The 20,860-nt window shown below is 71.8% G+C and carries 17 protein-coding genes; 12 read left to right on the top strand and 5 right to left on the bottom strand.

Annotated features, from left to right (window positions below; genetic code table 11):
• Positions 1-789 precede the first annotated feature (789 nt).
• Complete coding sequence (locus tag AB0D29_RS29035; RefSeq protein ID WP_362858283.1) at positions 790-2,598, top strand: hypothetical protein; 1,809 nt, start codon at positions 790-792, stop codon at positions 2,596-2,598.
• A 449-nt stretch (positions 2,599-3,047) separates the two neighbouring features.
• On the opposite strand, the gene AB0D29_RS29040 is transcribed toward AB0D29_RS29035, so the two are convergent.
• A complete protein-coding gene (locus AB0D29_RS29040) occupies positions 3,048-4,409 on the bottom strand; it encodes a glutamine synthetase family protein (RefSeq protein WP_030772013.1) in 1,362 nt (453 codons plus the stop codon).
• A 172-nt stretch (positions 4,410-4,581) separates the two neighbouring features.
• Here AB0D29_RS29040 and AB0D29_RS29045 point away from each other — a divergent pair, with 172 nt between their 5' ends.
• The 4 genes from AB0D29_RS29045 (at position 4,582) to AB0D29_RS29060 (ending at position 7,200) form a co-directional block, all read left to right on the top strand.
• A complete protein-coding gene (locus AB0D29_RS29045; protein WP_362858284.1) occupies positions 4,582-5,049 on the top strand; it encodes a hypothetical protein in 468 nt (155 codons plus the stop codon).
• A gap of 53 nt (positions 5,050-5,102) precedes the next feature.
• On the top strand, positions 5,103-5,804 hold the full coding sequence (locus AB0D29_RS29050) for a DUF3105 domain-containing protein (protein ID WP_362858286.1): 702 nt from the start codon (positions 5,103-5,105) through the stop codon (positions 5,802-5,804).
• On the top strand, positions 5,801-6,490 hold the full coding sequence (locus tag AB0D29_RS29055) for a DUF305 domain-containing protein (RefSeq protein WP_362858287.1): 690 nt from the start codon (positions 5,801-5,803) through the stop codon (positions 6,488-6,490). The genes AB0D29_RS29050 and AB0D29_RS29055 overlap by 4 nt, the downstream gene beginning before the upstream one ends.
• Before the next feature lie 290 nt (positions 6,491-6,780).
• Positions 6,781-7,200 (top strand): CBS domain-containing protein, encoded by a 420-nt coding sequence (locus tag AB0D29_RS29060; protein WP_362858289.1) that lies wholly within the window; start codon positions 6,781-6,783, stop codon positions 7,198-7,200.
• Here the strand turns inward: AB0D29_RS29060 and AB0D29_RS29065 are convergent.
• Both AB0D29_RS29065 and AB0D29_RS29070 read right to left on the bottom strand, forming a co-directional pair.
• Positions 7,185-8,066, bottom strand: coding sequence for an alpha/beta hydrolase (locus AB0D29_RS29065; protein ID WP_362858309.1), 882 nt, complete (start codon positions 8,064-8,066; stop codon positions 7,185-7,187). The two genes, AB0D29_RS29060 and AB0D29_RS29065, sit on opposite strands and share 16 nt — an antisense overlap.
• Positions 8,067-8,188: 122 nt before the next feature.
• Positions 8,189-8,890, bottom strand: coding sequence for a DUF998 domain-containing protein (locus tag AB0D29_RS29070; RefSeq protein WP_362858290.1), 702 nt, complete (start codon positions 8,888-8,890; stop codon positions 8,189-8,191).
• Positions 8,891-8,963: 73 nt separating this feature from the next.
• On the opposite strand from AB0D29_RS29070, the gene AB0D29_RS29075 reads away from it, so the two are divergent.
• From AB0D29_RS29075 to AB0D29_RS29090, 4 genes are all read left to right on the top strand, one after another.
• Positions 8,964-9,491, top strand: a complete 528-nt coding sequence (locus AB0D29_RS29075) for a hypothetical protein (RefSeq protein WP_362858291.1) — start codon at positions 8,964-8,966, stop codon at positions 9,489-9,491.
• 238 nt (positions 9,492-9,729) lie between these two features.
• Positions 9,730-11,358: a multicopper oxidase family protein gene (locus AB0D29_RS29080; protein ID WP_362858293.1), complete on the top strand. Its 1,629-nt coding sequence runs from the start codon at positions 9,730-9,732 to the stop codon at positions 11,356-11,358.
• A gap of 172 nt (positions 11,359-11,530) precedes the next feature.
• Positions 11,531-12,940: a DUF4352 domain-containing protein gene (locus AB0D29_RS29085; protein WP_362858294.1), complete on the top strand. Its 1,410-nt coding sequence runs from the start codon at positions 11,531-11,533 to the stop codon at positions 12,938-12,940.
• 64 nt (positions 12,941-13,004) lie between these two features.
• Positions 13,005-14,759 carry an NAD+ synthase gene (locus AB0D29_RS29090; RefSeq protein ID WP_362858296.1) on the top strand — a complete coding sequence of 585 codons (1,755 nt, stop codon included), beginning with the start codon at positions 13,005-13,007 and terminating at the stop codon, positions 14,757-14,759.
• 81 nt (positions 14,760-14,840) lie between these two features.
• Here AB0D29_RS29090 and AB0D29_RS29095 read toward each other — a convergent pair whose 3' ends face one another.
• Complete coding sequence (locus AB0D29_RS29095; RefSeq protein ID WP_362858298.1) at positions 14,841-15,869, bottom strand: endonuclease/exonuclease/phosphatase family protein; 1,029 nt, start codon at positions 15,867-15,869, stop codon at positions 14,841-14,843.
• 287 nt (positions 15,870-16,156) lie between these two features.
• On the opposite strand from AB0D29_RS29095, the gene panB reads away from it, so the two are divergent.
• The 3 genes from panB to AB0D29_RS29110 all read left to right on the top strand — a co-directional run bounded on the left by panB (position 16,157) and on the right by AB0D29_RS29110 (position 19,042).
• Complete coding sequence (panB, locus tag AB0D29_RS29100) at positions 16,157-17,026, top strand: 3-methyl-2-oxobutanoate hydroxymethyltransferase (protein WP_362858299.1); 870 nt, start codon at positions 16,157-16,159, stop codon at positions 17,024-17,026.
• A gap of 145 nt (positions 17,027-17,171) precedes the next feature.
• The gene (locus AB0D29_RS29105; RefSeq protein WP_362858301.1) at positions 17,172-18,194 is read left to right on the top strand and encodes an ATP-binding cassette domain-containing protein; all 1,023 of its coding nucleotides are present in this window, start codon (positions 17,172-17,174) and stop codon (positions 18,192-18,194) included.
• Entirely contained in the window at positions 18,191-19,042 is an 852-nt protein-coding gene (locus tag AB0D29_RS29110) for an ABC transporter permease (RefSeq protein WP_362858303.1), read from the top strand. Before AB0D29_RS29105 ends, AB0D29_RS29110 begins: the two co-directional genes overlap by 4 nt.
• 57 nt (positions 19,043-19,099) lie before the next feature.
• Here the strand turns inward: AB0D29_RS29110 and AB0D29_RS29115 are convergent.
• A partial coding sequence (locus AB0D29_RS29115; RefSeq protein ID WP_362858305.1) for a hypothetical protein occupies positions 19,100-20,860 on the bottom strand: 1,761 nt, incomplete at its 5' end.

The raw sequence follows: 20,860 nt of genomic DNA on the forward strand, positions 1-20,860 counted from the left end.
TGAGTCTCGTTGTTTCTCCCGCCGACAGAATTGGTTGACGATGCGAATATTGAAAACAGATCGAGCGTCACCGACCTAGATCCGGGCCCGGCGGCGTGCGGTCAGCGTGCGGCGGTGTATTACCGTGCCGAGCGGGGCCTGCCGGGGTGGCGGGGTGCGTCTGCGGGCGCTGCGGCGGGCGTAGGGCGGCTTTGGACTGGAGCTGCTTTAGGGCGAGTGATCATGACCCCGTAAGCTTCCGGCGCGTCGGGCAGTCTGTGGACCTGCCCGTTGAAGCACGACGTTGGGGCCATGATCTTAGAGGCTCGCCCCAAAGTGGCTGCCTAAAGCCGCGGAGCCGACCGCCCCAGCCACAGAGGGTGTCTCCCCCTTCATGCCCGCAGCCGCCGAGCACGCCGCAGAGGCGGCGCGCGCCCGCGCCGGGCGCGGGCTTTGCTGGCGCAGGGAAACTCTCACCAACACGAACCGCGACGGCTTCAAGAGGGTTCCGCTCGCCGCACCAGCTGAGGGTCTGACCTGCATGCGAGGTCCGATCGGAGACTTTCCTGGCTCCCGCTGACCCACACATGGCCCACGGGGTGCGCAGGGCGTGTTGGGCACTCCGGCGACCCCAGCAGTCGAAGGCAGGCCGGGGAGCTGACCCGGAAGGCTTCCCGCCTCACTGGCATCCAGCAACGTGCCGGGCTGACCGGCCGAGCTGACCAACCGGACCGCTGTCAGGTATGCCGGATTTCGTCTCCTAGCGTCGTTCGCCGCCGTATTCTGACGATCCACCAGGGAGGGGGCGCCATGGGCAAGCGTCAACGGCGGCGCAATCGTCAGCAGAAGCAGACCAGGACCACGCCCAAGCAACAGGCACAGTGTCGGCATCTCATCCCGAATACGGAGCATCCGCTGCTTGAGGTGGTGTTCAAGCCGGACGTGTCCGACGAGGACAAGGCCATCTGCCTGGACTACTGGTCCTTCGCCGAACCCGGAACCTGGGCGTACAAGGTCGCTGAGATCGGGCCCACCACTGCGGTCCTTCGGACGGTGAAGGAGTCCTGCCACGCGGATCTGCTCACGATGGTATGCCCCGACTGCGCCGGACCGAAGAGCATTCACAGCCGTTCGGACATGGCCGCGACTCGGAGGTGGGCACCAGACCTCTTCCCGCACGAGGAGACCGTCTCGGGCGGCTCGTGCCGCGACTGTCAGGCGGCTGCGGCAGAGGAAGACGCCCAGAAGGCTCAGCGGGTCGCAGAAGAGCATCGCCAGCAGAACCAAGCGCGCGTGGACGCGGCCTCGTCGTGGCTGCAGGAGCAGGAGGGGCGAGCCTTCCCAAGCGGCTATCCGAGTGTGGTGAACGCGCTAACACTGGTCTCCATGGTGGACATCATGCAGCGGAAGAAAACCGAGACGATCGGGCCGTTGCAGACCCTGAGTTACTCGCTAACGGCGTCCGCGGAGGTGGACGTGGAGGTCTTCCGCAGCCTGCACCAAGAGCGATGGATCTGTCCGACACTGCCGGCTACGACAGGGGACTTCGCGTTTGACGACGACGGCACCGTCCGCGGCGTGTACATCAAGCAGATCCCGTGGTCTCTGGCGCCCGCCCTGGGCAGCAAGACAGCGGCGCGCCGTGAGATCACATCCCTGCTGGGCCGCATGTTGATCAGCCGGGCAGACGAAGTGCGGCATCAGGTGCACAACCTTCAGGCCGGCATGGCTGTGACCTACCTCGACGGCTTGCTGATCCGCACCTATCAGGAGGAGCCCATCCCGGAACATCGTCTGCCCGACGCCTACGAGACGTTCCAGGGAGCACTGCGGGAGGGCTTCACACTCGGACAGCTCATCGCCATTGCGTGGAGCGCTGCGGCCGCAGCGGTCGCATGGGGTCAGCGCACGCCCGGGCTGAAGCCCGGCAACGTGTCGGCCGCTGCTGTCACCAACGTCGGTCGACGTATCGGTTTCCTGCACGACCGCCGCATTGAGGAGTACGACCTGCCGAATTGGGTTGCGCGCCCAGCGACTCTGGGCACTGCCCTGCGACTCCTGGAACAGCACGACGCGGAGATCGAGGCACTCAGCCGCTTCCTTACCCTGAAGCAGCGCACCGAAGCCTGGCCACTGGAGAACGCCGAATTCGATGGCGACATGGCCGACCTTCAGGGCAACGAGAACGACCACAGCATGGATTCCTGCCTCGATGACTTGAGGGCCGGCCGTAGACAAGAGCCGAGTGGTCCCGCGATCACCTACGCCCTGGTCACCCCGGAAGGGGAGCTGGAATTCCACACCGCCCCAGTGGATGGCATGCGCGACAAGGTGGGTTCGGCCGGCGCCGGGGTCGTCGACAGGATCTGGTTGCCCTCCCCATCCACCGTCCACGCCTACGTGGCAGAGCTGGTCACAGCTTCGTCCGAAAGTTCCAACCCCGTCGCTGACGAGATGCTGCGCCTGCTCGACTGCCACGACGGGCCGTTCTACGGGCCTATCTCCTTCTTCGCCATCAGCGCACACGCCACTCAGCCGCGGAGCCTGGGCGAGGAACAACGCGAGATGCTGCGCGCAGCCCACGCGGTGGCACGGGGACGCGCCGGACTCCAGGGATAGTCCGGTCCGCTTCACGTAGCCGCCCGAGAGCCTCGCCCTGTTCTGCGCGGAGGGGTCACCAGTGACCAGCTCAGGGACTTCTCGTCCGCATCGGTCTCCGGCACGATGAAGTCGATCCGAGGTAGAAGGATCCTCACGGCATCCCCCTGGTTGGTGGATGTGAAGTGGGGGCGCATCGTGATCGGGCCGGATGCCGAGCACCTGCCGGGCTTCGACGGTGGTGTCTCCGACGACGCCAAGCTAGAGAGTGGCAGAGGTGATCGTAGACGGTCTCCTTCTCTCACCCAGCTGGCGTGCAGAAGACACTCACCTGACGGGTCTACAAGACCTCGGGTTCCGCGCCGGAGAGCCCACAGACGGCCCAGGGCCGGTGAGACGACTTCGGGCCGGCGGTCGGTGACCGCCGGCCCGGAGTGCCGCGCATGGGCCGCAGGGGTGCTGAACTGGGGTTAGAGGACCGGGAGGTTCTTGCGGAGTTCGAAGGCCGTTACCTCGCTGCGGTATTCCTCCCACTCCTGCTTCTTGTTGCGGAGGAAGAAGTCGAAGACGTGTTCGCCGAGGGTTTCGGCGACCAGTTCGCTGCGCTCCATCAGGGAGATGGCCTCGCCGAGGTTCTGCGGGAGGGGTTCGATGCCCATCGCGCGGCGTTCGGCGTCGGAGAGGGCCCAGACGTCGTCGTCGGCGCCCGCGGGGAGTTCGTAGCCCTCCTCGATGCCCTTGAGGCCGGCCGCGAGGAGGACGGCGTAGGTGAGGTACGGGTTGGCGCCCGAGTCGATCGAGCGGACCTCGACGCGGGAGGAGCCCGTCTTGCCCGGCTTGTACATCGGGACGCGGATCAGGGCGGAGCGGTTGTTGTGGCCCCAGCAGATGTACGAGGGGGCCTCGCCGCCCGCGCCGGCGCTGCGGGAGGAGCCGCCCCAGATGCGCTTGTAGGAGTTGACCCACTGGTTGGTGACCGCCGCCGTTTCCGCCGCGTGGCGAAGAAGGCCCGCGATGAAGGAGCGGCCCACCTTCGAGAGCTGGTACTCGGCGCCCGACTCGTAGAAGGCGTTGCGGTCCCCCTCGAAGAGGGAGAGGTGGGTGTGCATGCCCGAGCCCGGATATTCGGAGAAGGGCTTGGGCATGAACGTGGCCTGGACGCCCTGCTCCAAGGCCACCTGCTTCATCACCAGGCGGAAGGTCATGATGTTGTCGGCCGTGGAGAGGGCGTCGGCGTAGCGGAGGTCGATCTCCTGCTGGCCGGGGGCGCCCTCGTGGTGGCTGAACTCGACCGAGATGCCCATGGATTCGAGCATGGTGATCGCCTGGCGGCGGAAGTCCATGCCCACGTTCTGCGGGGTGTGGTCGAAGTAGCCGGAGTTGTCGGCCGGGACCGGGCGGGTGCCGTCCAGCGGCTTGTCCTTCAGCAGGAAGAACTCGATCTCCGGGTGGGTGTAGAAGGTGAAGCCCAGGTCGGAGGTCTTGGCCAGGATGCGCTTGAGGACGTAGCGCGGGTCCGCGAAGGACGGCGAGCCGTCCGGCATGAGGATGTCGCAGAACATCCGGGCGGTCCCGGGGGCCTCGGCGCGCCACGGCAGTATCTGGAACGTGCTCGGGTCCGGCTTGGCGATCATGTCGGACTCGTAGACCCGTGCGAAGCCCTCGATGGCGGAGCCGTCGAAGCCGATGCCCTCGTCGAAGGCCTGCTCCAGCTCCGCGGGGGCGACCGCGACGGACTTGAGGAAGCCCAGTACGTCGGTGAACCACAGGCGCACGAAGCGGATGTCGCGCTCCTCAAGCGTCCGGAGGACGAATTCCTGCTGCTTGTCCATGCCTTCATCCTCGCAGTTCAGACGGCCTGTGCACCACCGCCTCACGGTTCGGGGCACAGTCGGGCCGGCCCAGTATCGCCAGTGGTGGTTTCCGCCACATTACGCACCCGGGAAAGCTCGCGGCACCCCCGCACTGACCTCGGAGCCGTCATGAGCATTACCATCTGCGCCCATGGGGGGCCTGCAGTACGTACGGCCGGGGCGTCGGGGACGTCCCGGGCTTCGGCGCGGCCTTCTGCCGACGGTCTTCGGGGCGCTGGTCGGGGCGCTGGTCGCGGTACTCGTCGGGGTACTGGCCGGCGCGCTGTTCCTGTGCGCGTCCCGGTCGGGCGCGTCGTCCGTCTCCGCACCCGCGCCCGCGCCCGCATCCGCGCCAGCGCCCGCGGGCGCGCGGGCCGAGCCGCAAGCGCAGGCGCACGGCACGGCGCACGCCGTCTGCGTGTCCCCGTACGACCTCCCCGGCTGCTCACCCCTCGCGCACGTGACCCCGGGCGTACTGCCCGTGCCGCCGCCCGCCGTGACCGTGCCGGGCGGCGAGCCGCCGCTCGCCGCCGAGGTCTCCGGGGCGGGCCGGATCCGGCCGCCCGGGCCGCTCGCGCGCGCCCCCGACCTGCATGCCCTCCAGGTGCTGCGGACCTGACAGGTCCGGTTTCGCGTTCCATCCACCCCCCTCAGCAGAAGGAACCAGGGCACATGGCCAGCAAGTCCGGCAGGACCCAGCAGCACACCGACCCGCACTCCCGCCAGGCGCGCATAGCCGAGATGCGCCGCGCCGAGAAGATCCGGGAGCGGCGCAACAAGGCCATCGCGATCACCGTCTCGACGGTCATCGTCGCAGGTCTGGTCGGTTTCGGCGCATGGGTGCTGATCGACCAGAAGCAGACCGAGCAGCGCAAGAAGGAAGCCGCGGAGCAGATCCGCAAGGAGGCCGAGGAAGTCCGCAAGAAGCCCGTCGAGGGCGAGCAGGTCTGGGACGCGAAGAAGCTCGGCCGCAACCACGTCGAGACCCCGGTCAAGTACGAGATGAACCCCCCGGTCGGCGGTGACCACCACCCCCGCTGGACGAACTGCAACGGCGACGTCTACAAGAACCCGCTGCCCGAGGTGAACGCCGTGCACTCGCTGGAGCACGGGGCCGTCTGGGTGACCTACAACGAGAAGGCCGCCAAGGCGGACGTGGACAAGCTCGCCGCGACCGTCGGCAAGACCCCGTACACGCTGATGAGCCCGGTCAAGGAGCAGACCGGCGCGATCATGCTCAGCGCGTGGGGCAAGCAGCTGACCGTGGAGACGGCGGACGACCCGCGGGTGAAGCAGTTCTTCACCAAGTACGTGCAGGGCGAGCAGACCCCCGAGCCGGGCGCGGCCTGCACGAGCGGGCTGGCCGACAAGTGAGCGACCGCACGCCCCGCACGCCCCGTACGTACTGGGCCGCGGGCACGGCCGTCCTGCTGGCGCTGCTGTTCGCGGCGGCGGCCACGGTCGCCGCCGCGAACGGCGATCCCGGGGCGCCGCCCCGGACCGCCGCCCCCGCCACCCCGGCGCTGCACTCCCCGGACGCGGGCTTCGCCCGGGACATGGCGGTGCATCACCAGCAGGCGGTGGAGATGTCCTTCATCGTGCGGGACCGCACCCGGGACGAGGACGTGCGCACCCTCGCCTTCGACATCGCCAACACCCAGGCCAACCAGCGGGGCATGCTGCTCGGCTGGCTGGACCTGTGGGGGCTGCCGAAGGTGGTGGCCGACGAGCCCCCGATGTCCTGGATGGGGGCTTCCGGAGGCCACGGGGACCATGCGGAGCACGGCGCGGCCCAGCCCGGCGCGCTGATGCCCGGCATGGCGACCAAGGAGGAGCTGGCCCGGCTGGGCTCCGCCGAGGGCCGGGACGCGGAGGTGCTCTTCCTCCAGCTGATGACCGACCACCACAAGGGCGGCGTCGCGATGGCCGAGGGCTGCGCGCGGCAGTGCGTGACCCCGGTCGAGCGGGCGCTGGCCCAGGGCATGGTCGACGCGCAGCGCTCGGAGCTCACGCTGATGGCGGACATGCTCGGCAAGCGCGGAGCCGCCCCGCGCGGCTGACCGGGCACCCGCCGCGCATGCTCCGTGGCACCCGCCGCGCATGCTCCGTGGCACCTGCCGCGCATGCGCCACGCGGGTGACCGGCCCCACCCGACGCGGAGGGCCGGACATGCGCCGCGCGGGTGACGGGACACGCCCGTACGGTGGTGGGAGGGCGCCCTCTCACCCGTACGGGCGTGCACTCCCGTGCGTGGAGTCGCGTGGAGTCGCACCGCGGTCCGTGGGCGGGGGACGCCGAGGCGGGCGCAGCCGCGCCCCGCCGCTCGTACGGCGCTCAGGAGGTTGATGCGATGACCACCGCTGGAGAGATCATGCACAGGGGGGCCCAGTGGATCCCCGCCACCGAGACCCTGGACCGGGCCGCCCAGCTGATGAGCGAGCTCAACGTGGGCGCGTTGCCCATCAGCGACAGCGAGGAACGGCTCTGCGGGATCCTGACCGACCGCGACATCGTGGTCGGCTGCGTGGCCAAGGGGCGCGACCCGTCGAAGATCACGGCCGGTGACATGGCCCGGGGCACCCCGCGCTGGATCGACGCGGGCGCGGACGTCTCCGAGGTACTGGAGGAGATGCAGAGCCACCAGATCCGCCGACTGCCGGTGATCAGCAACAAGAAGCTGGTCGGCATGATCAGCGAGGCCGACCTGGCCAAGCACCTCTCGGACGAGCAGATCGCGGGCTGGGCCGAGAAGGTCTACGCGAGGAGCTGACCGGCGGCGTTGCGGACCGCCCGGGCCACCTGGTCCGGGCGGTCGAGCATGACCAGGTGCCCGGCGGGCTCGGCGACCTCGAAGCGCGCGCCGAGCACGTCCGCGAGGTCCGCCTGGCGGGCCAGCCAGCGCAGGGCGCAGGCACCGGCCGAGCCGTCGTGGCCGGCGAGGACGGTGGCGGGGGCGGCCAGCGGGTGCGTCCCGCGCAGGGCGAGCAGCTCGGCGGCCATGTCCGGGTAGCGGGAGTTCTCCAGCAGGGCGCCGCGCCAGACGCGGCCGGTGCGGTAGCAGCGGCGTACGAGGTCCCGTGCGGCCGGGTCGGAGCCGCCGGTGCGGGAGGCCCGTACGGCGGCCCGCCGGGCCAGTGGCCCCAGGGCGGCCGGCAGCCCGGCGGCGGTCACCGCCCGGCCGAGGGCGCGGGCGGCGCCGGTGCGCAGCGCGGCGGGCAGCACCGTACGGGGGTCCTCCTCGACGCTGCCGTCGAGCAGGACCAGGGCGGCGGTGCGCCGCGGGTACAGGCGGGCGAAGGCCTCGGCGTGGAACGCGGCGATCGAGTGCCCGACGACGGTGACCGGGCCGGTGGCGCCAGGGCCCGCGGCGTCCGGGCCCGCGGCGTCCGGGCCGGTGAAGCCGAGTGCGTCGAGCAGGCCGGCGATCCGGTGGGCCTCCCCGGCGGTGGTCGGCGGCTCGCCGGCCGGGCCGCTGAGGCCGTGGCCGGGGCGGTCGAAGCGGACGACGGTGCGGCCCGAGGCGGCGAGCAGCGCGGCGACGGGGTCCCAGTCGAACCAGGCCATGGCGAGCCCGGCGCTGAGCACGCACACGGGACCCCGGCCCTCGACGACGACGTGCAGCGGCACCCCGTCCACGCGGACGAACCGGCCGGCGCCGCTCCCGTACGGAGCCGCGTACGGAGCCGCGTACGGGCCCCCGCGCGGCTCCTCGTGCGGGTCCTCCCCGTACGGGTCCGCGTACGGCGGCACGCGCGGCGTCACGTACGGCCCTCCTTGTGGACCGAGTACGCGAGCAGGCCGAGCCAGAGCGCCACGAGCAGCACCTGGAGCCGCTGCCCCGCGCCGAGGGCCCAGGTCCCGCGCCCCGCGGTGAACAGCGCGATCGCGGTCAGCGTCCACGCGGTGGCGAGCAGTTCGAGGGCGACGAGCGCGGGGCCGTAGCGGGCGAGCGGGGCGAACCAGCCGTAGCGGCGGGCGGCGACGGTCAGGGCCACCAGGCCGACGAGGGCGCCGGTCATGGCGAGGCTGCTGCTGACGGCGTGGGCCCGGTGGGTGGCGGGGACCAGGCCGGCGGTCTCCAGGGCGGCGCATTCGGGGTCCACGGTGGGCGTGCAGCTCAGCGGCAGCCAGGCGTCGGCGGCGGTCGCCGCGCCGAAGAGGGTGACCCCGGCCCAGCCGACGACCGCCCAGAGGCGGCGCGACTCGGCGTGCTTCAGCAGCCGGAACAGGGCCAGCAGTCCACCGGCGAAGGCGAGCAGCCCGGCGGTGAAGTCGGTGGCCCGGAACAGGCCGCCGAGCGGCTGGTCCTGGGCGGCGAGCTCGCTGACGTACGTCTCGATGGGGTTGAGGCCCGTGGAGAGCACCACTTCGAGCACCCACGCGGTGTAGGCGGCGCCGGCGAGACCGATCAGCACCACGACCGGCCAGGCGGTCCGCGGAGAGAGGCCATGTGGGGACATAGTGTGACTAATCCTAAGCAGACCCGGGGGTCGGTCCTATGATCGGATACCCACCCCGGGTAGGGTTCCGATCATGACGCGTAGTGCTGAGCGAGCCGCCCCGGGACCCCGGTTGCTGCTGCTCGCCGCGCTGTTGCTGGGCATCGTCACCATGCACACCCTCGGCCATCCGGCTGACTCCCATGCCATGGAGGACGTGTCCGCGGCCCACTCCGTTGCCTCGGCCGGGTCACCCGGCCCGGCCGCGGACGGTGGCGCGCACCACATTCCGGCGCCCCCGCCGACGGCGCCGGACACCGGGCAGGACCCCCTGCCGGCCCTCGAACCGGCGGCGGATCCGGCCGTGGAAGCGGCCATGGGACCGGCCGCGGGCCCGGCGCAGGCCGCCGGGGCGCAGTGGCCCGGCACCGGCATGGATCCCATGTCCGTCTGCTCCGCCGTGCTCGCGGGGCTCGTCCTGCTGTACCTCGGCGCCGGACCGGCCGGCTCCCGCGACACCGCGCCGCTCGGGGGCGCAGCTCGCATACCGGGCCGGTCCGGTGGCCCGGATCCGCCCTCGCCCCGCGAGCTCCTCACCCGGCTGGCGGTCCTGCGGGTATAGGCCCGGCCCCGGCCGTCGCCTCCGCATGCCCTTACGTCCGTACTCCCGTACGTCCGTGCGCCCGCATGCCTCCGTGCCCGTACGCACGCCGGGACATCCGCATGCCGCGGTGCCCCACTCCCCGCATGCCCGCACGCCCGCGTGCCCGGTTGCCCGTACGCATGCACACCCGTACGCCCGCGAGGCGGCGCCGAACCGCGCCCATGAATCCGTACCACCAGACCCACGAGGTGCTCCCATGCGCTCTCTTCCCACCCGTCGCGCCGTGCTCGGCGCATCCGCGGCCCTCGCCGGCTCCGGACTGCTCGCCGCCTGCTCCGGCTCCTCCTCCCGCTCCTCGGGCCCGGGCCACGGCTCCATGAACCACGGCGGCTCCGCCGCCGACGGCCCCGAGGGGTACGTGGACCCGGCCGGACCCGAGGTCCGCGCCGCCGAGGCGGCGCGCAAGGCCACCGGCCCGCTCACCGAGGCCAAGGTCACCGCCACCGCCACCCCGCTCGACCTCGGCGCCGGGCGGACCGTCCGCTCCTGGGCGTACGGGGACAAGCTGCCGGGCCAGGAGATCCGGGCCACCGCCGGCGGCACCCTCTCCCTCACCCTGGCCAACAACCTCCCCGAGGCCACCTCCCTGCACTGGCACGGCCTCGCGCTGCGCAACGACATGGACGGGGTCCCGGGGCTGACCCAGCGGGACATCGCCCCGGGCGGATCCTTCACGTACAAGTTCGCCGTCGCCCAGCCGGGGACGTACTGGTTCCACCCCCACACCGGGGTCCAGCAGGACCGCGGCCTCTACGCCCCGCTCATCATCGAGGACCCGAAGGAGCCCCTCTCCTACGACAAGGAGTGGGTGGTGGTCCTGGACGACTGGATCGACGGAGTGGACGGCGCCACCCCGGACGCCGTCCTCGCCGAGCTCCGCAAGGGCATGAACGGGGACGGGAACAGGGGTGGGGGCGGGGGCGGCGGAGGCCACGCCGGGCACGGCGCGCCGGCCACCCCGTCCGCTCCCGGGGCCGCCGGCACCGGCGGCCGCTCCCACCTCCTCATGGGCGCCGACAGCGACATCCTCGGCAAGGACGCGGGCGACGTCGCCTACCCCTGCTACCTGATCAACGGCCGGGTGGCGGAGGACCCGTCGGTCTTCACCGCCCGCCCGGGGGACCGGATCCGGCTGCGCATCATCAACGCCGGCGGGGACACCGCCTTCCGGATCGCCCTCGGCGGCCACGAGCTGACGGTCACCCATACCGACGGCTACCCGGTGGAGCACACGAAGGCGGGCTCACTGCTGCTGGGCATGGGCGAGCGGTACGACGTCCTCGTCACCGCCGAGGACGGGGTGTTCCCGCTCACCGCGCTGGCCGAGGGCAAGGGGCAGTCCGCACTGGCGGTGCTGCGCACCGGGACGGGTACGGCGCCCACGGCCGCGACCCGGCCGGCCGAACTGGACGTGCCGCCGCCGTCCGCGGACTCGTTCAGGGCCGCCGGTGCGGCCGTACTGGCCCCGCGCGAGCCGGACCGGACGGTGCAGATCCGCTTGACCGGCTCCATGACCCGGTACAACTGGGCCTTCGACGGCAAGCCGTACACACCGGACCAGCGGCACCCGGTGAAGGCGGGCGAGCGGGTCCGGCTGGAGTTCCGCAACGCGACGCCGATGTGGCACCCGCTGCACTTGCACGGCCACACCTTCGCGCTGGCCGGAGAGGGCGGCGGGGCACGCAAGGACACCGCGATCGTCCTGCCGGGCGGGAGGCTGACGGCGGACTTCGACGCGGACAACCCCGGGCTGTGGATGGTCCATTGCCACAACGTCTACCACTCGGAGTCCGGAATGATGACGGTGCTGGGCTACCAGCTGTAGGCGGCGGCCGTACGGTCCCGGGCCGGCCCCTCGGCGGGCCGGCCCGGGTCCGGGTCCGGTCCGGGACCAGGCCGGTCCGGGACCAGGCCGGAAATACGGACGGGCGCGAGCCGCGGTCGTGGCACCCTTGCGGTGATCACAGCAGCTGCGACAAAAGGACGCCCCCGCCGGTATGAGCACCACGCCGAACCCGCCCAGCACCCCTCCCGGCCCGCCCGCGGAGCCGGCGGGCACCCCGATGCCCGAGGCTGCCTCCATACCGGCGCCGTCCGCACCCGCACAGCCGCTGTCGCTCGACAAGACCCCGGCCCCGGCGGCCCCCGAGCCCCCGGAGACCGCGGAAGCCCCCGCACAGCCGCTGTCGCTCGAGAAGTCCCCGGCAGCAGCAGCACCGGAGAGTCCGGCGGCCCCCGAGACCCCCGAGGCCCCGGCCGACGCCGGAACGCCCGAGGCCCCGGCCGCTGCCGACACGCCCCCGGCCCCGACCCTCGCCGACACGGCCCCGGCCCCCGCCGACGCGCCCGTCACCCCCGCAACTGTCCCTGCGCCCGCCCCCGCAGACCCGTGGGCCACACCCGACCCCTCGGCCCCCCAGGCACCCGCGGCCCCGTCCACCCCCCAGGCACCGACAGCACCGGCCGACCCCGCGGCCTTCGGCACCCCGGGAGCCCCCGGCCCCTCGTCGTTCGCCCCGCCCACCCCGGTTCCGGGCCCGCCGACCGTCCCCGGCGGACCGGCCCCCGCCTGGGGCGGGCCCGCCCCCGCGTGGGGACAGCCCGGCTTCGGCGGAGTCCCGTACGCCGGTTACCCGCAGGGCCCCCCGACCACCAACGGCCTGGCCGTCGCCGCCGTGATCGTCGCCTCCTTCGCCGTCCTGGTCGGCCTCCTGCCCTTCTTCTTCTGGGCGGGCACCCTGCTGGCCTTCGTCGCCATCGGCCTCGGCATCGGCGGGATCGTCCGCGCCGGCAAGGGCGCCCCGAACAAGACGATGTCCGTCGTCGGCACCGTCCTCGGCGTGCTCGGCCTCGCCGCCTCCGGCGCGGGCCTCTACTTCACGGCCACCGTCCTCGACGACGGCTCCAGCCGCTACGAGCACGGGATCGACATTGACGAGGACGAGCTGGACCTGGAGGGGCTCTACCCCAGCGATGAGCCCTGGCCGTCCGCGTCCCCGTCGCCCTCCCAGGTCCCGGGCCTGAGCAGCGCGGTGCCGTTCGGCGAGACCGTCACCTACCCGAACGGCCTCAAGGTGAGCCTCTCGGCGCCGAAGAAGTACGTCACGAAGAACAAGTACTCCAAGGTGGGCAACGCGGTGGAGATGACGCTCACCATCACCAACGGCTCGTCCGCCACGCACAACGTCATCTACGCGATGCCCAACGTCCGCGACGCGAACGGGATGACCGCCAAGCTCGTCTTCGACGGCGACGTCCCGAAGATGATCAAGGGCGACATCCTGCCGGGCGAGTCCGCGAGCGGGGTCGTGGCCTTCGAAGTCCCGGAGGGCACCGAGCGCATCAGCGCCGACATCTCGCCCGGAATCCTGCTGCCCCACGCGAAGTTCAGCGGTTCGGTCGGCTGACTCCGGCACACCGGATGGCCGGGGCCCAGGACATCGCGTCAGAAAGACGATTAGACTGGGCCCCGTGCCTCAACTACGCCTCGCTCTGAATCAGATCGACTCGCACGTCGGCAACATCGCCGCCAACACCGACTCGGTCGTCCACTGGACCCGGCACTCCGCCGAGCAGGGTGCCCACCTGGTGGCGTTCCCGGAGATGATGCTGACCGGGTACCCCGTCGAGGACCTCGCCCTGCGCGGCTCCTTCGTCGAGGCCTCCCGCGCCGCGCTGCGCGAGCTCGCGCAGCGGCTGGCGGCCGAGGGCCTCGGCGAGTTGCCGGTGGTCGTCGGTTACCTCGACCGCACCGAGAAGGCCGTACCCCGGCTGGGCAAGCCGGCCGGTTCCCCCGAGAACGCGGCGGCCGTGCTGCACCGCGGGCAGGTCGTCCTGCGCTTCGCCAAGCACCACCTGCCCAACTACGGGGTGTTCGACGAGTTCCGGTACTTCGTGCCGGGCGACACCCAGCCGGTGATCCGGGTCCGCGGCGTCGACGTGGCCCTGGCCATCTGCGAGGACCTCTGGCAGGAGGGCGGCCGGGTCCCGGCCACCCGCTCCGCCGGGGCCGGACTGCTGATCTCGGTCAACGCCTCCCCGTACGAGCGCAACAAGGACGACCTGCGCCTCGAACTGGTCCGGAAGCGGGCCCAGGAGGCCGGCTGCACCCTCGCCTACCTGGCGATGATCGGCGGCCAGGACGAGCTGGTCTTCGACGGCGACTCGATCGTCGTCGACGCCGACGGCGAGGTCATCGCCCGCGCCCCGCAGTTCTCCGAGGGCTGCGTCCTGGTCGACCTCGACCTGCCCGCCGCGCGCGCCGACGCCCCCGAGGGCGTGGTGGACGACGGACTGCGCATCGACCGCGTGATCCTGTCCGAGGAACCCGTGGAGGCGTACGAGCCCGTCGTCACCGGCGGTTACGCCGACCGCCTCGACGACGACGAGGAGGTCTACGACGCGCTGGTCGTGGGACTGCGCGCGTACGTCAAGAAGAACGGATTCCGCTCCGTCCTGATCGGACTCTCCGGAGGCATCGACTCCGCGCTCGTCGCCGCCATCGCCTGCGACGCGATCGGCGCCCAGAACGTGTACGGCGTCTCGATGCCCTCGAAGTACTCCTCGGACCACTCCAAGGGGGACGCGGCCGACCTGGCCGAGCGGACCGGCCTGAACTTCCGGACCGTGCCGATCGAGCCGATGTTCGACGCGTACATGGGCTCGCTCGGCCTCACCGGCCTGGCCGAGGAGAACCTGCAGTCCCGGCTGCGCGGCACCATGCTGATGGCGGTCTCCAACCAGGAGGGCCACATCGTGCTGGCCCCGGGCAACAAGTCGGAGCTGGCCGTCGGCTACTCCACCCTCTACGGCGACTCGGTGGGCGCGTACGGCCCGATCAAGGACGTCTACAAGACGGACGTCTTCCGGCTCGCCCAGTACCGCAACCGGGCCGCCGCCGAGCGCGGCGAGACCCCGCCGATCCCGGAGAACTCCATCGTGAAGCCGCCGAGCGCCGAACTGCGCCCGGGCCAGGTGGACACGGACTCGCTCCCGGACTACCCGGTGCTCGACGCGATCCTCGCCCTGTACGTGGACCGCGACCAGGGCATGGAGGCCATCGTGGAGGCCGGCTTCGACCGCGAGCTGGTCGCCAGGACCCTGCGGATGGTGGACACGGCGGAGTACAAGCGCCGCCAGTACCCGCCGGGCACGAAGATCTCCGCGAAGGGCTTCGGCAAGGACCGCCGGCTGCCCATCACCAACGGCTGGCGCGAGCAGGCGTAACCGCCGCGGGCGGCGAGCCACCGCGCACGGCTGCCGGGCACGCAGGCCGTGCCCGGCACCCGTGCCTGGCAGCCGTGTGCGTCAGGGCTTGACCGTGACCCGGGCGGCGACCGGAAGGTGGTCGCTGCCCGTGCGCGGCAGGGTCCAGGAGGCCTCCGGCCGGATCCCGCGGACCATGATCTGGTCGATCCGGGCCATCGGGAACTGCGCCGGCCAGCTGAAGCCGAAGCCGTCGCCCGCCGCGCCCTGGGTGGAGCGCATCTGCGAGGTGACCTCGGACAGGGCGCGGTCGTTCATGGTGCCGTTGAGGTCGCCGAGCAGGATGACCTTCTTCAGCGGTTCGGCGGCGAGGGCGGCGCCCAGCGCGTCGGCGCTGTCGTCGCGCTGGTTCGCGGTGAAGCCGGCCTTCAGCTTGACCCGGACCGAGGGCAGGTGCGCGACGAAGGCCGCGACCTTGCCGTGCGGGGTGTCGACGGTGGCGCGCATGGCCCGGGTCCAGCCCATCCTGATGTCGACGGGCGCGCTCGCGCTCAGCGGGTACTTGCTCCAGAGGCCGACCGTGCCCTCGACCGAGTGGTACTTGTACGTGCCCGCGAGGGCCTTCTCGTAGACGGGGACGACGCTCCCCTTGAGCTCGGTCAGGGCCAGCACGTCGGCCCCGGACCTGGCCACGGACTCGGCGGTGCCGCCCGGGTCGGGGTTGTCGGCGTCGACGTTGTGGGTGGCGACCACGAGGTTGCCGCCGGAGCCGGACTTGTCGGTGACCAGCCCGCCGAAGAGGTTCACCCAGACCGCGCCGGTCAGCACGAGCGCGATGAGCGCCGTCGCGGACCTGCGGAAGACGGCGCCGGCCAGCAGGAGCGGGACGGCCAGGCCCAGCCAGGGCAGGAAGGTCTCGGTGAGGCTGCCGAGGTTGCCCACGTCGTTGGGCAGCTCCGCGTGGAAGATCATCACCAGCGCGATCAGCAGGGAGATCGCGGCGAGCACCCATCCCCGCCGCCAGATCCCGGGGTCCCGGCGCAGTTCGGCCAGCCGGCGCCGGAAGCGGGATCCGGAGGGCTCGGGCTCCGAGCCGCCGTTCCCCGATTCCGTCATGTACGCCTGTGCCATGCCACTGCCCTCACTGCCGTGCTCGCGCTCCGTCCCCGCCCCTTGACCCTAGGCGATGCACGGAGCCTTCCGTGTCGTACGTCACGACCGTCCGTCGCGGCCGTACGTCCGGGAGGACGAACGGCCGTGCGCACGGGGTTCCGCTTGTCACGAAACGCGCACATTGGATCCCGCGCGCCGGGCTTACCCCCACACCACTTCCGCCTTCGGCCCCACGGATGCCACCATGGTGGGTGAGTCCGGGGACGCCGTGAGGGCGCCTCGAGATGACACAAGGAGCAGTTGCAATGACGCATGCCGTTTCGCCTGCCCGCGAACCCGCATCAGCGGCCTCCCCCACCCTGTACGGAGGCACGGGCACCCGGCGCATCACCGTCCGCGACCTGACGCTCGCCAAGGAACGCGGCGAGAAGTGGCCCATGCTCACCGCCTACGACGCCATGACCGCGTCCGTCTTCGACGAGTCCGGCATCCCGGTCATCCTCGTCGGCGACTCCATGGGCAATTGCCACCTCGGCTACGACTCCACCGTCCCGGTGACGATGGACCAGATGACCATGCTCTCGGCGGCCGTCGTACGGGGCACGAGCCGCGCCCTGGTCATCGGCGACATGCCGTTCGGCTCGTACCAGGAAGGCGCCGTGCAGGCGCTGCGCAGTGCCACCCGTCTCGTGAAGGAGGCCGGGGTCGGAGCGGTGAAGCTGGAGGGCGGCGAGCGCTCGCTGGCCCAGACCGAGCTGATCGTGCAGTCCGGCATCCCCGTCATGTCCCACCTGGGCCTGACCCCGCAGTCGGTCAACGCCATGGGCTACCGGGTGCAGGGCCGCGGCGACGAGGCCGCGCACCAGCTGCTGCGCGACGCGAAGGCGGCGCAGGACGCGGGTGCCTTCGCGGTGGTGCTGGAGCTCGTCCCGGCCGAGCTGGCCGCCGAGGTCACCCGGTCCCTGCACATCCCGACGGTCGGCATCGGCGCGGGCTCGGAGTGCGACGCCCAGGTGCTGGTGTGGACCGACATGATGGGCCTGACCGGCGGGAAGCTGCCGCGGTTCGTGAAGCAGTACGCGAACCTCCGCGCGACCATGGGCGACGCGGCGAAGGCCTTCGCCGAGGACGTGGTCGGCGGAACGTTCCCGCAGGCGGAGCACGCCTTCCACTGATCCGGTGAACGGCCGCGACGGCCCGCCGGCGATCCTTCGCCGGCGGGCCGTCGCGTGTCCGCCGCCGCTCCGCCGCCGGTCCGTCGGCTGCTCGTCGGCGGGCTGTCGGTCGGCTGTCGGTGCTTTGTCAGTGGCGGGTGGTCCCATGGTGGACATGACGCGAAACAACACGAAGCCCAACGCCGTGGAGGTACGGGGGCTGGTCAAGCACTACGGCGAGACCAAAGCACTCGACGGCGTGGACCTGGACGTCCGCGAGGGCACGGTCCTCGGAGTCCTCGGACCCAACGGAGCCGGCAAGACCACCCTCGTCCGCTGCCTCTCCACCCTCGTCACCCCCGACGCCGGCACGGCCGTCGTCGCCGGGTTCGACGTGGTCCGCCAGCCGCGGCAGCTGCGCCGCACCATAGGCCTCACCGGCCAGTACGCCTCGGTCGACGAGAAGCTCTCCGGCTGGGAGAACCTCTACATGATCGGGCGGCTGCTCGACCTCTCCCGCAAGGACGCCCGGCGCCGCGCGGACGAGATGCTGGAGCGGTTCTCCCTGACCGAGGCGGCCAAGAAGGCCGCCATGAACTACTCCGGCGGCATGCGCCGCCGGCTCGACCTCGCCGCCTCCCTGATCGGCAACCCGGCCGTGCTCTACCTGGACGAGCCGACCACCGGTCTCGACCCGCGCACCCGCAACGAGGTGTGGGACGAGGTCCAGCGGCTGGTCGCCGAGGGCGCCACCGTGCTGCTCACCACCCAGTACATGGAGGAGGCCGAGCAGCTCGCCAGCGAGCTGACGGTCATCGACCGCGGCAAGGTCATCGCCAACGGCAAGGTCGACGAGCTGAAGGCCCGCGTCGGCGGCCGCACCCTGAAGATCCGCCCCGTCGCCTCCGCCGATCTGCCGGGCATGGCCCGCGCGCTGGCCGAGGCCGGACTGGACGGCGTGGCCGGCGCCCAAGCCGTGCCGGACGAGGGCGTGCTGCTGGTCCCGATCCTGAGCGACGAGCAGCTGACCGCCGTGGTCGGCCTGCTGGCCGCCCGCGGGTACGCGATCGCCGACCTCGGCACCTACCTGCCCAGCCTCGACGAGGTGTTCCTGGCCATCACCGGCCAGAAGCCCACCGTCGTCGAGGACTCCGTTCCCACCGAGAAGACCGAGGAGGTCGCGGCATGAGCACCGTAACCACGACGAAGCCCGCGCCCACCGCGCCCGGTCCGGCCTCGGTGGCCGCGTACCCCGGCGAGGGCCGGATCGGCCTGCGGGCCAATCTGCGGCACATCGGCGCCCTGGTGCGCCGCAACGCCCTCCAGATCAAGCAGGACCCCGAGTCGATGTTCGACGTCCTGTTCATGCCGGTCATCTTCACGCTGCTGTTCGTGTTCGTGTTCGGCGGCGCCGTCTCCGGCAAGGGCAACCAGGGCGAGTACGTCAGCTACCTGGTCCCGGGCCTGATGGCCATGATGGGCATGAACATCGCCATGGCGGTGGGCACCGGGGTCAACGACGACTTCAAGAAGGGCGTGATGGACCGCTTCCGGTCCATGCCGATCGCCCGGTCGTCCGTACTCCTCGCCAAGATCGTCGTCGAGATCGGCCGGATGCTCGTCGCGATCACGATCCTGCTGGGCATGGGCTTCATCCTGGGCCTGTCGATCAAGGGCTCGATCCTGGACCTGTTCCTGTCCATCGGCCTGTCGGTCGTCTTCGGCGCCTCGCTCATGTGGATCTTCATCCTGCTGGGTCTCACCCTGAGCTCCGCGCAGGCTGTCCAGGGCATGGCCATGATGGTCCTCATGCCGCTCCAGTTCGGCAGCTCCATCTTCGCCATGCCGTCCACCATGCCCGGCTGGCTGCAGACCTTCACGGACTACAACCCGCTGTCCAACCTGGCCGACGCGGCCCGGGCCCTGATCAACGGGACGCCCGTGGGCGACTCGGTGTGGATGACCCTGGCCTGGTCGGTCGCCATCACGGCGGTCACCATGCCGCTCGCGGTGCGCAAGTTCCGCCAGAAGACCTGACCCGCGGGCCGGTCCACTCCGGATCGCGTCCCGGGCGGGCACCGGCCGGGGGCCGGGTCAGATGAGGGCGGTGGCCTCCTCCATGGTGAGGCCGCCGCCTTCGGCGTACGCCTTCTCGAAGGCCGCGTCGCCGAGCGCCGCCCGCCCCATCTCCTCGACGAGGGCGCCGTCCTCCCGTTCGATGGTGATCGGGAAGTGCCCGGGCGGCAGGTGGGTGCGGTAGGCGCCGAGCAGCCGGACGGCGTCGTACGCGCGCCGCGGACCGCCGAGCGAGACCAGGGAGACGGCTCCGGTCAGCAGGTACACGGCGGGCAGCTGCGGGGCGACCATCATCACCAGCGGGTCCCGGACCCGGTTCGTGGCCTCGCGGATCCGCACCAGCGCCTGCGCGTACTGGCCGTCCCGGTTGTCCAGCCAGCCCATCGTGGCGAGCAGGAACACGTCGAAGACGGCGTACGCACCGAGCGCGAAGTCCTCGCGCAGCGCCTGGAGCTGGGCGCGGGCCTCGGTGATCCGGCCGGTGCGGCCGAGGAGGTTCGCGAGGAACATCCGGGCGGCCGGCATGGCCTCGTTGCCGTACCCCTGCCACCTCGCCGTGATCTCGGTGAGGATCGCCTCGGCCTCCTCGGCCTCCCCGTTCTCGACCAGCGTCCCGGCCATCCGTACGCGCAACACCGTCACCTGGGCCTTGGCGCCCAGGCGTTCGGCGTGCTCGATGGCCGCCCGGAAGTCCTCGGCGGCCAGCGCGTACATGCCGCGCTTCTCCCGGGACTCGGCGCGCGCCGACAGCGCCTCGGCGCAGCCCCAGTCGTCGCCGAGCTCGCGGAAGAGGTCCAGGCTCTCCTCGGCGTCGCGGGAGGCGTCGCCGGCCCAGTCCGCCCGGTTGGCGAGGACGTTGGCGCGGAGCTGGAGGGCGGAGGCGAGCTCCCAGCGGTAGCCGAAGGACCGGGCGGTCTCGACGGTGTCGTCCACGACGCTCTGGAGCAGCCGGGGGTCGCCCGCGATCATGACGGCGTAGATCCAGAGGAAGGAGGGCGACCGGCAGGTCTGCGGCAGCCCGGGCCGGTAGGCGGCGAGCACGCCCTCGATCTGGGCACGGACCTCGGGGGTGTCCCAGGTGTCGCTGTTCTGGTCGCGGGCGGCCAGCCGGATCAGCTGGATGCCGCGCCAGGCCTCGGTGAGCAGTTCGCCGGTGTACGGCGGGGGCGTGTCGACGATCCGCTGGTAGACGGGCTCGGCGGGGGCGGTGGGCGGTGCGAAGGGGTTGGGGCCGAGCGCGGCGGCCGCCGCGGACCAGTGCCGGGACTCGGTGGCCAGGTCGTGCATGTGCCAGTACCAGCCCAGGGAGTGGACGAGGCACAGCACCTCGTCGGCGTCGCGGGCGGCCACCGCGCGGCGCAGGGCGGTACGGATGTTCTCGTACTCGGTGACGAGGCGCTCGGTGGCGGCCCCCTGCCCGTGGCCGCGGAGCAGCGGCTCGTTGGTGCGGGCCAGTTCGCGGTAGTGGACGAGGTGGCGGCGCTCGGTGTGCTCGCGGTCGCCCTCGGCGGTGGCGAGGCGCTCGGCGGCGTACTCGGCGACGGTCTCCAGGAGGCGGTAGCGCATGCCGGAGCCGTCGGGTCCGGGGGCGGCGACGACGAGGGATTTGTCGACGAGGGAGCCGAGGACGTCGGCGGTGTCGTAGGACGGGTCGGCGCACACGGCCTCGGCGGCGGCGAGGTCACAGCCGCCCGCGAACACGGACAGCCGGCGCAGCACGGTGCGTTCGGGCTCGTCGAGGAGGTCCCAGGACCAGTCGACGACGGCGCGCAGGGTCTG

It is taken from the genome of Streptomyces sp. NPDC048424 (assembly GCF_040651555.1).
In the GTDB taxonomy this organism is placed as follows: Bacteria; Actinomycetota; Actinomycetes; order Streptomycetales; family Streptomycetaceae; genus Streptomyces.

Coding starts and splice junctions, on each gene's coding strand:
- panB (WP_362858299.1), top strand. CDS start 16,157: ATGACGCATGCCGTTTCGCCTGCCCGCGAACCCGCATCAGCGGCCTCC.
- AB0D29_RS29095 (WP_362858298.1), bottom strand. CDS start 15,869: ATGGCACAGGCGTACATGACGGAATCGGGGAACGGCGGCTCGGAGCCC.
- AB0D29_RS29050 (WP_362858286.1), top strand. CDS start 5,103: ATGGCCAGCAAGTCCGGCAGGACCCAGCAGCACACCGACCCGCACTCC.
- AB0D29_RS29035 (WP_362858283.1), top strand. CDS start 790: ATGGGCAAGCGTCAACGGCGGCGCAATCGTCAGCAGAAGCAGACCAGG.
- AB0D29_RS29080 (WP_362858293.1), top strand. CDS start 9,730: ATGCGCTCTCTTCCCACCCGTCGCGCCGTGCTCGGCGCATCCGCGGCC.
- AB0D29_RS29070 (WP_362858290.1), bottom strand. CDS start 8,890: ATGTCCCCACATGGCCTCTCTCCGCGGACCGCCTGGCCGGTCGTGGTG.
- AB0D29_RS29085 (WP_362858294.1), top strand. CDS start 11,531: ATGAGCACCACGCCGAACCCGCCCAGCACCCCTCCCGGCCCGCCCGCG.
- AB0D29_RS29040 (WP_030772013.1), bottom strand. CDS start 4,409: ATGGACAAGCAGCAGGAATTCGTCCTCCGGACGCTTGAGGAGCGCGAC.
- AB0D29_RS29105 (WP_362858301.1), top strand. CDS start 17,172: ATGGTGGACATGACGCGAAACAACACGAAGCCCAACGCCGTGGAGGTA.
- AB0D29_RS29110 (WP_362858303.1), top strand. CDS start 18,191: ATGAGCACCGTAACCACGACGAAGCCCGCGCCCACCGCGCCCGGTCCG.
- AB0D29_RS29060 (WP_362858289.1), top strand. CDS start 6,781: ATGACCACCGCTGGAGAGATCATGCACAGGGGGGCCCAGTGGATCCCC.
- AB0D29_RS29075 (WP_362858291.1), top strand. CDS start 8,964: ATGACGCGTAGTGCTGAGCGAGCCGCCCCGGGACCCCGGTTGCTGCTG.
- AB0D29_RS29045 (WP_362858284.1), top strand. CDS start 4,582: ATGGGGGGCCTGCAGTACGTACGGCCGGGGCGTCGGGGACGTCCCGGG.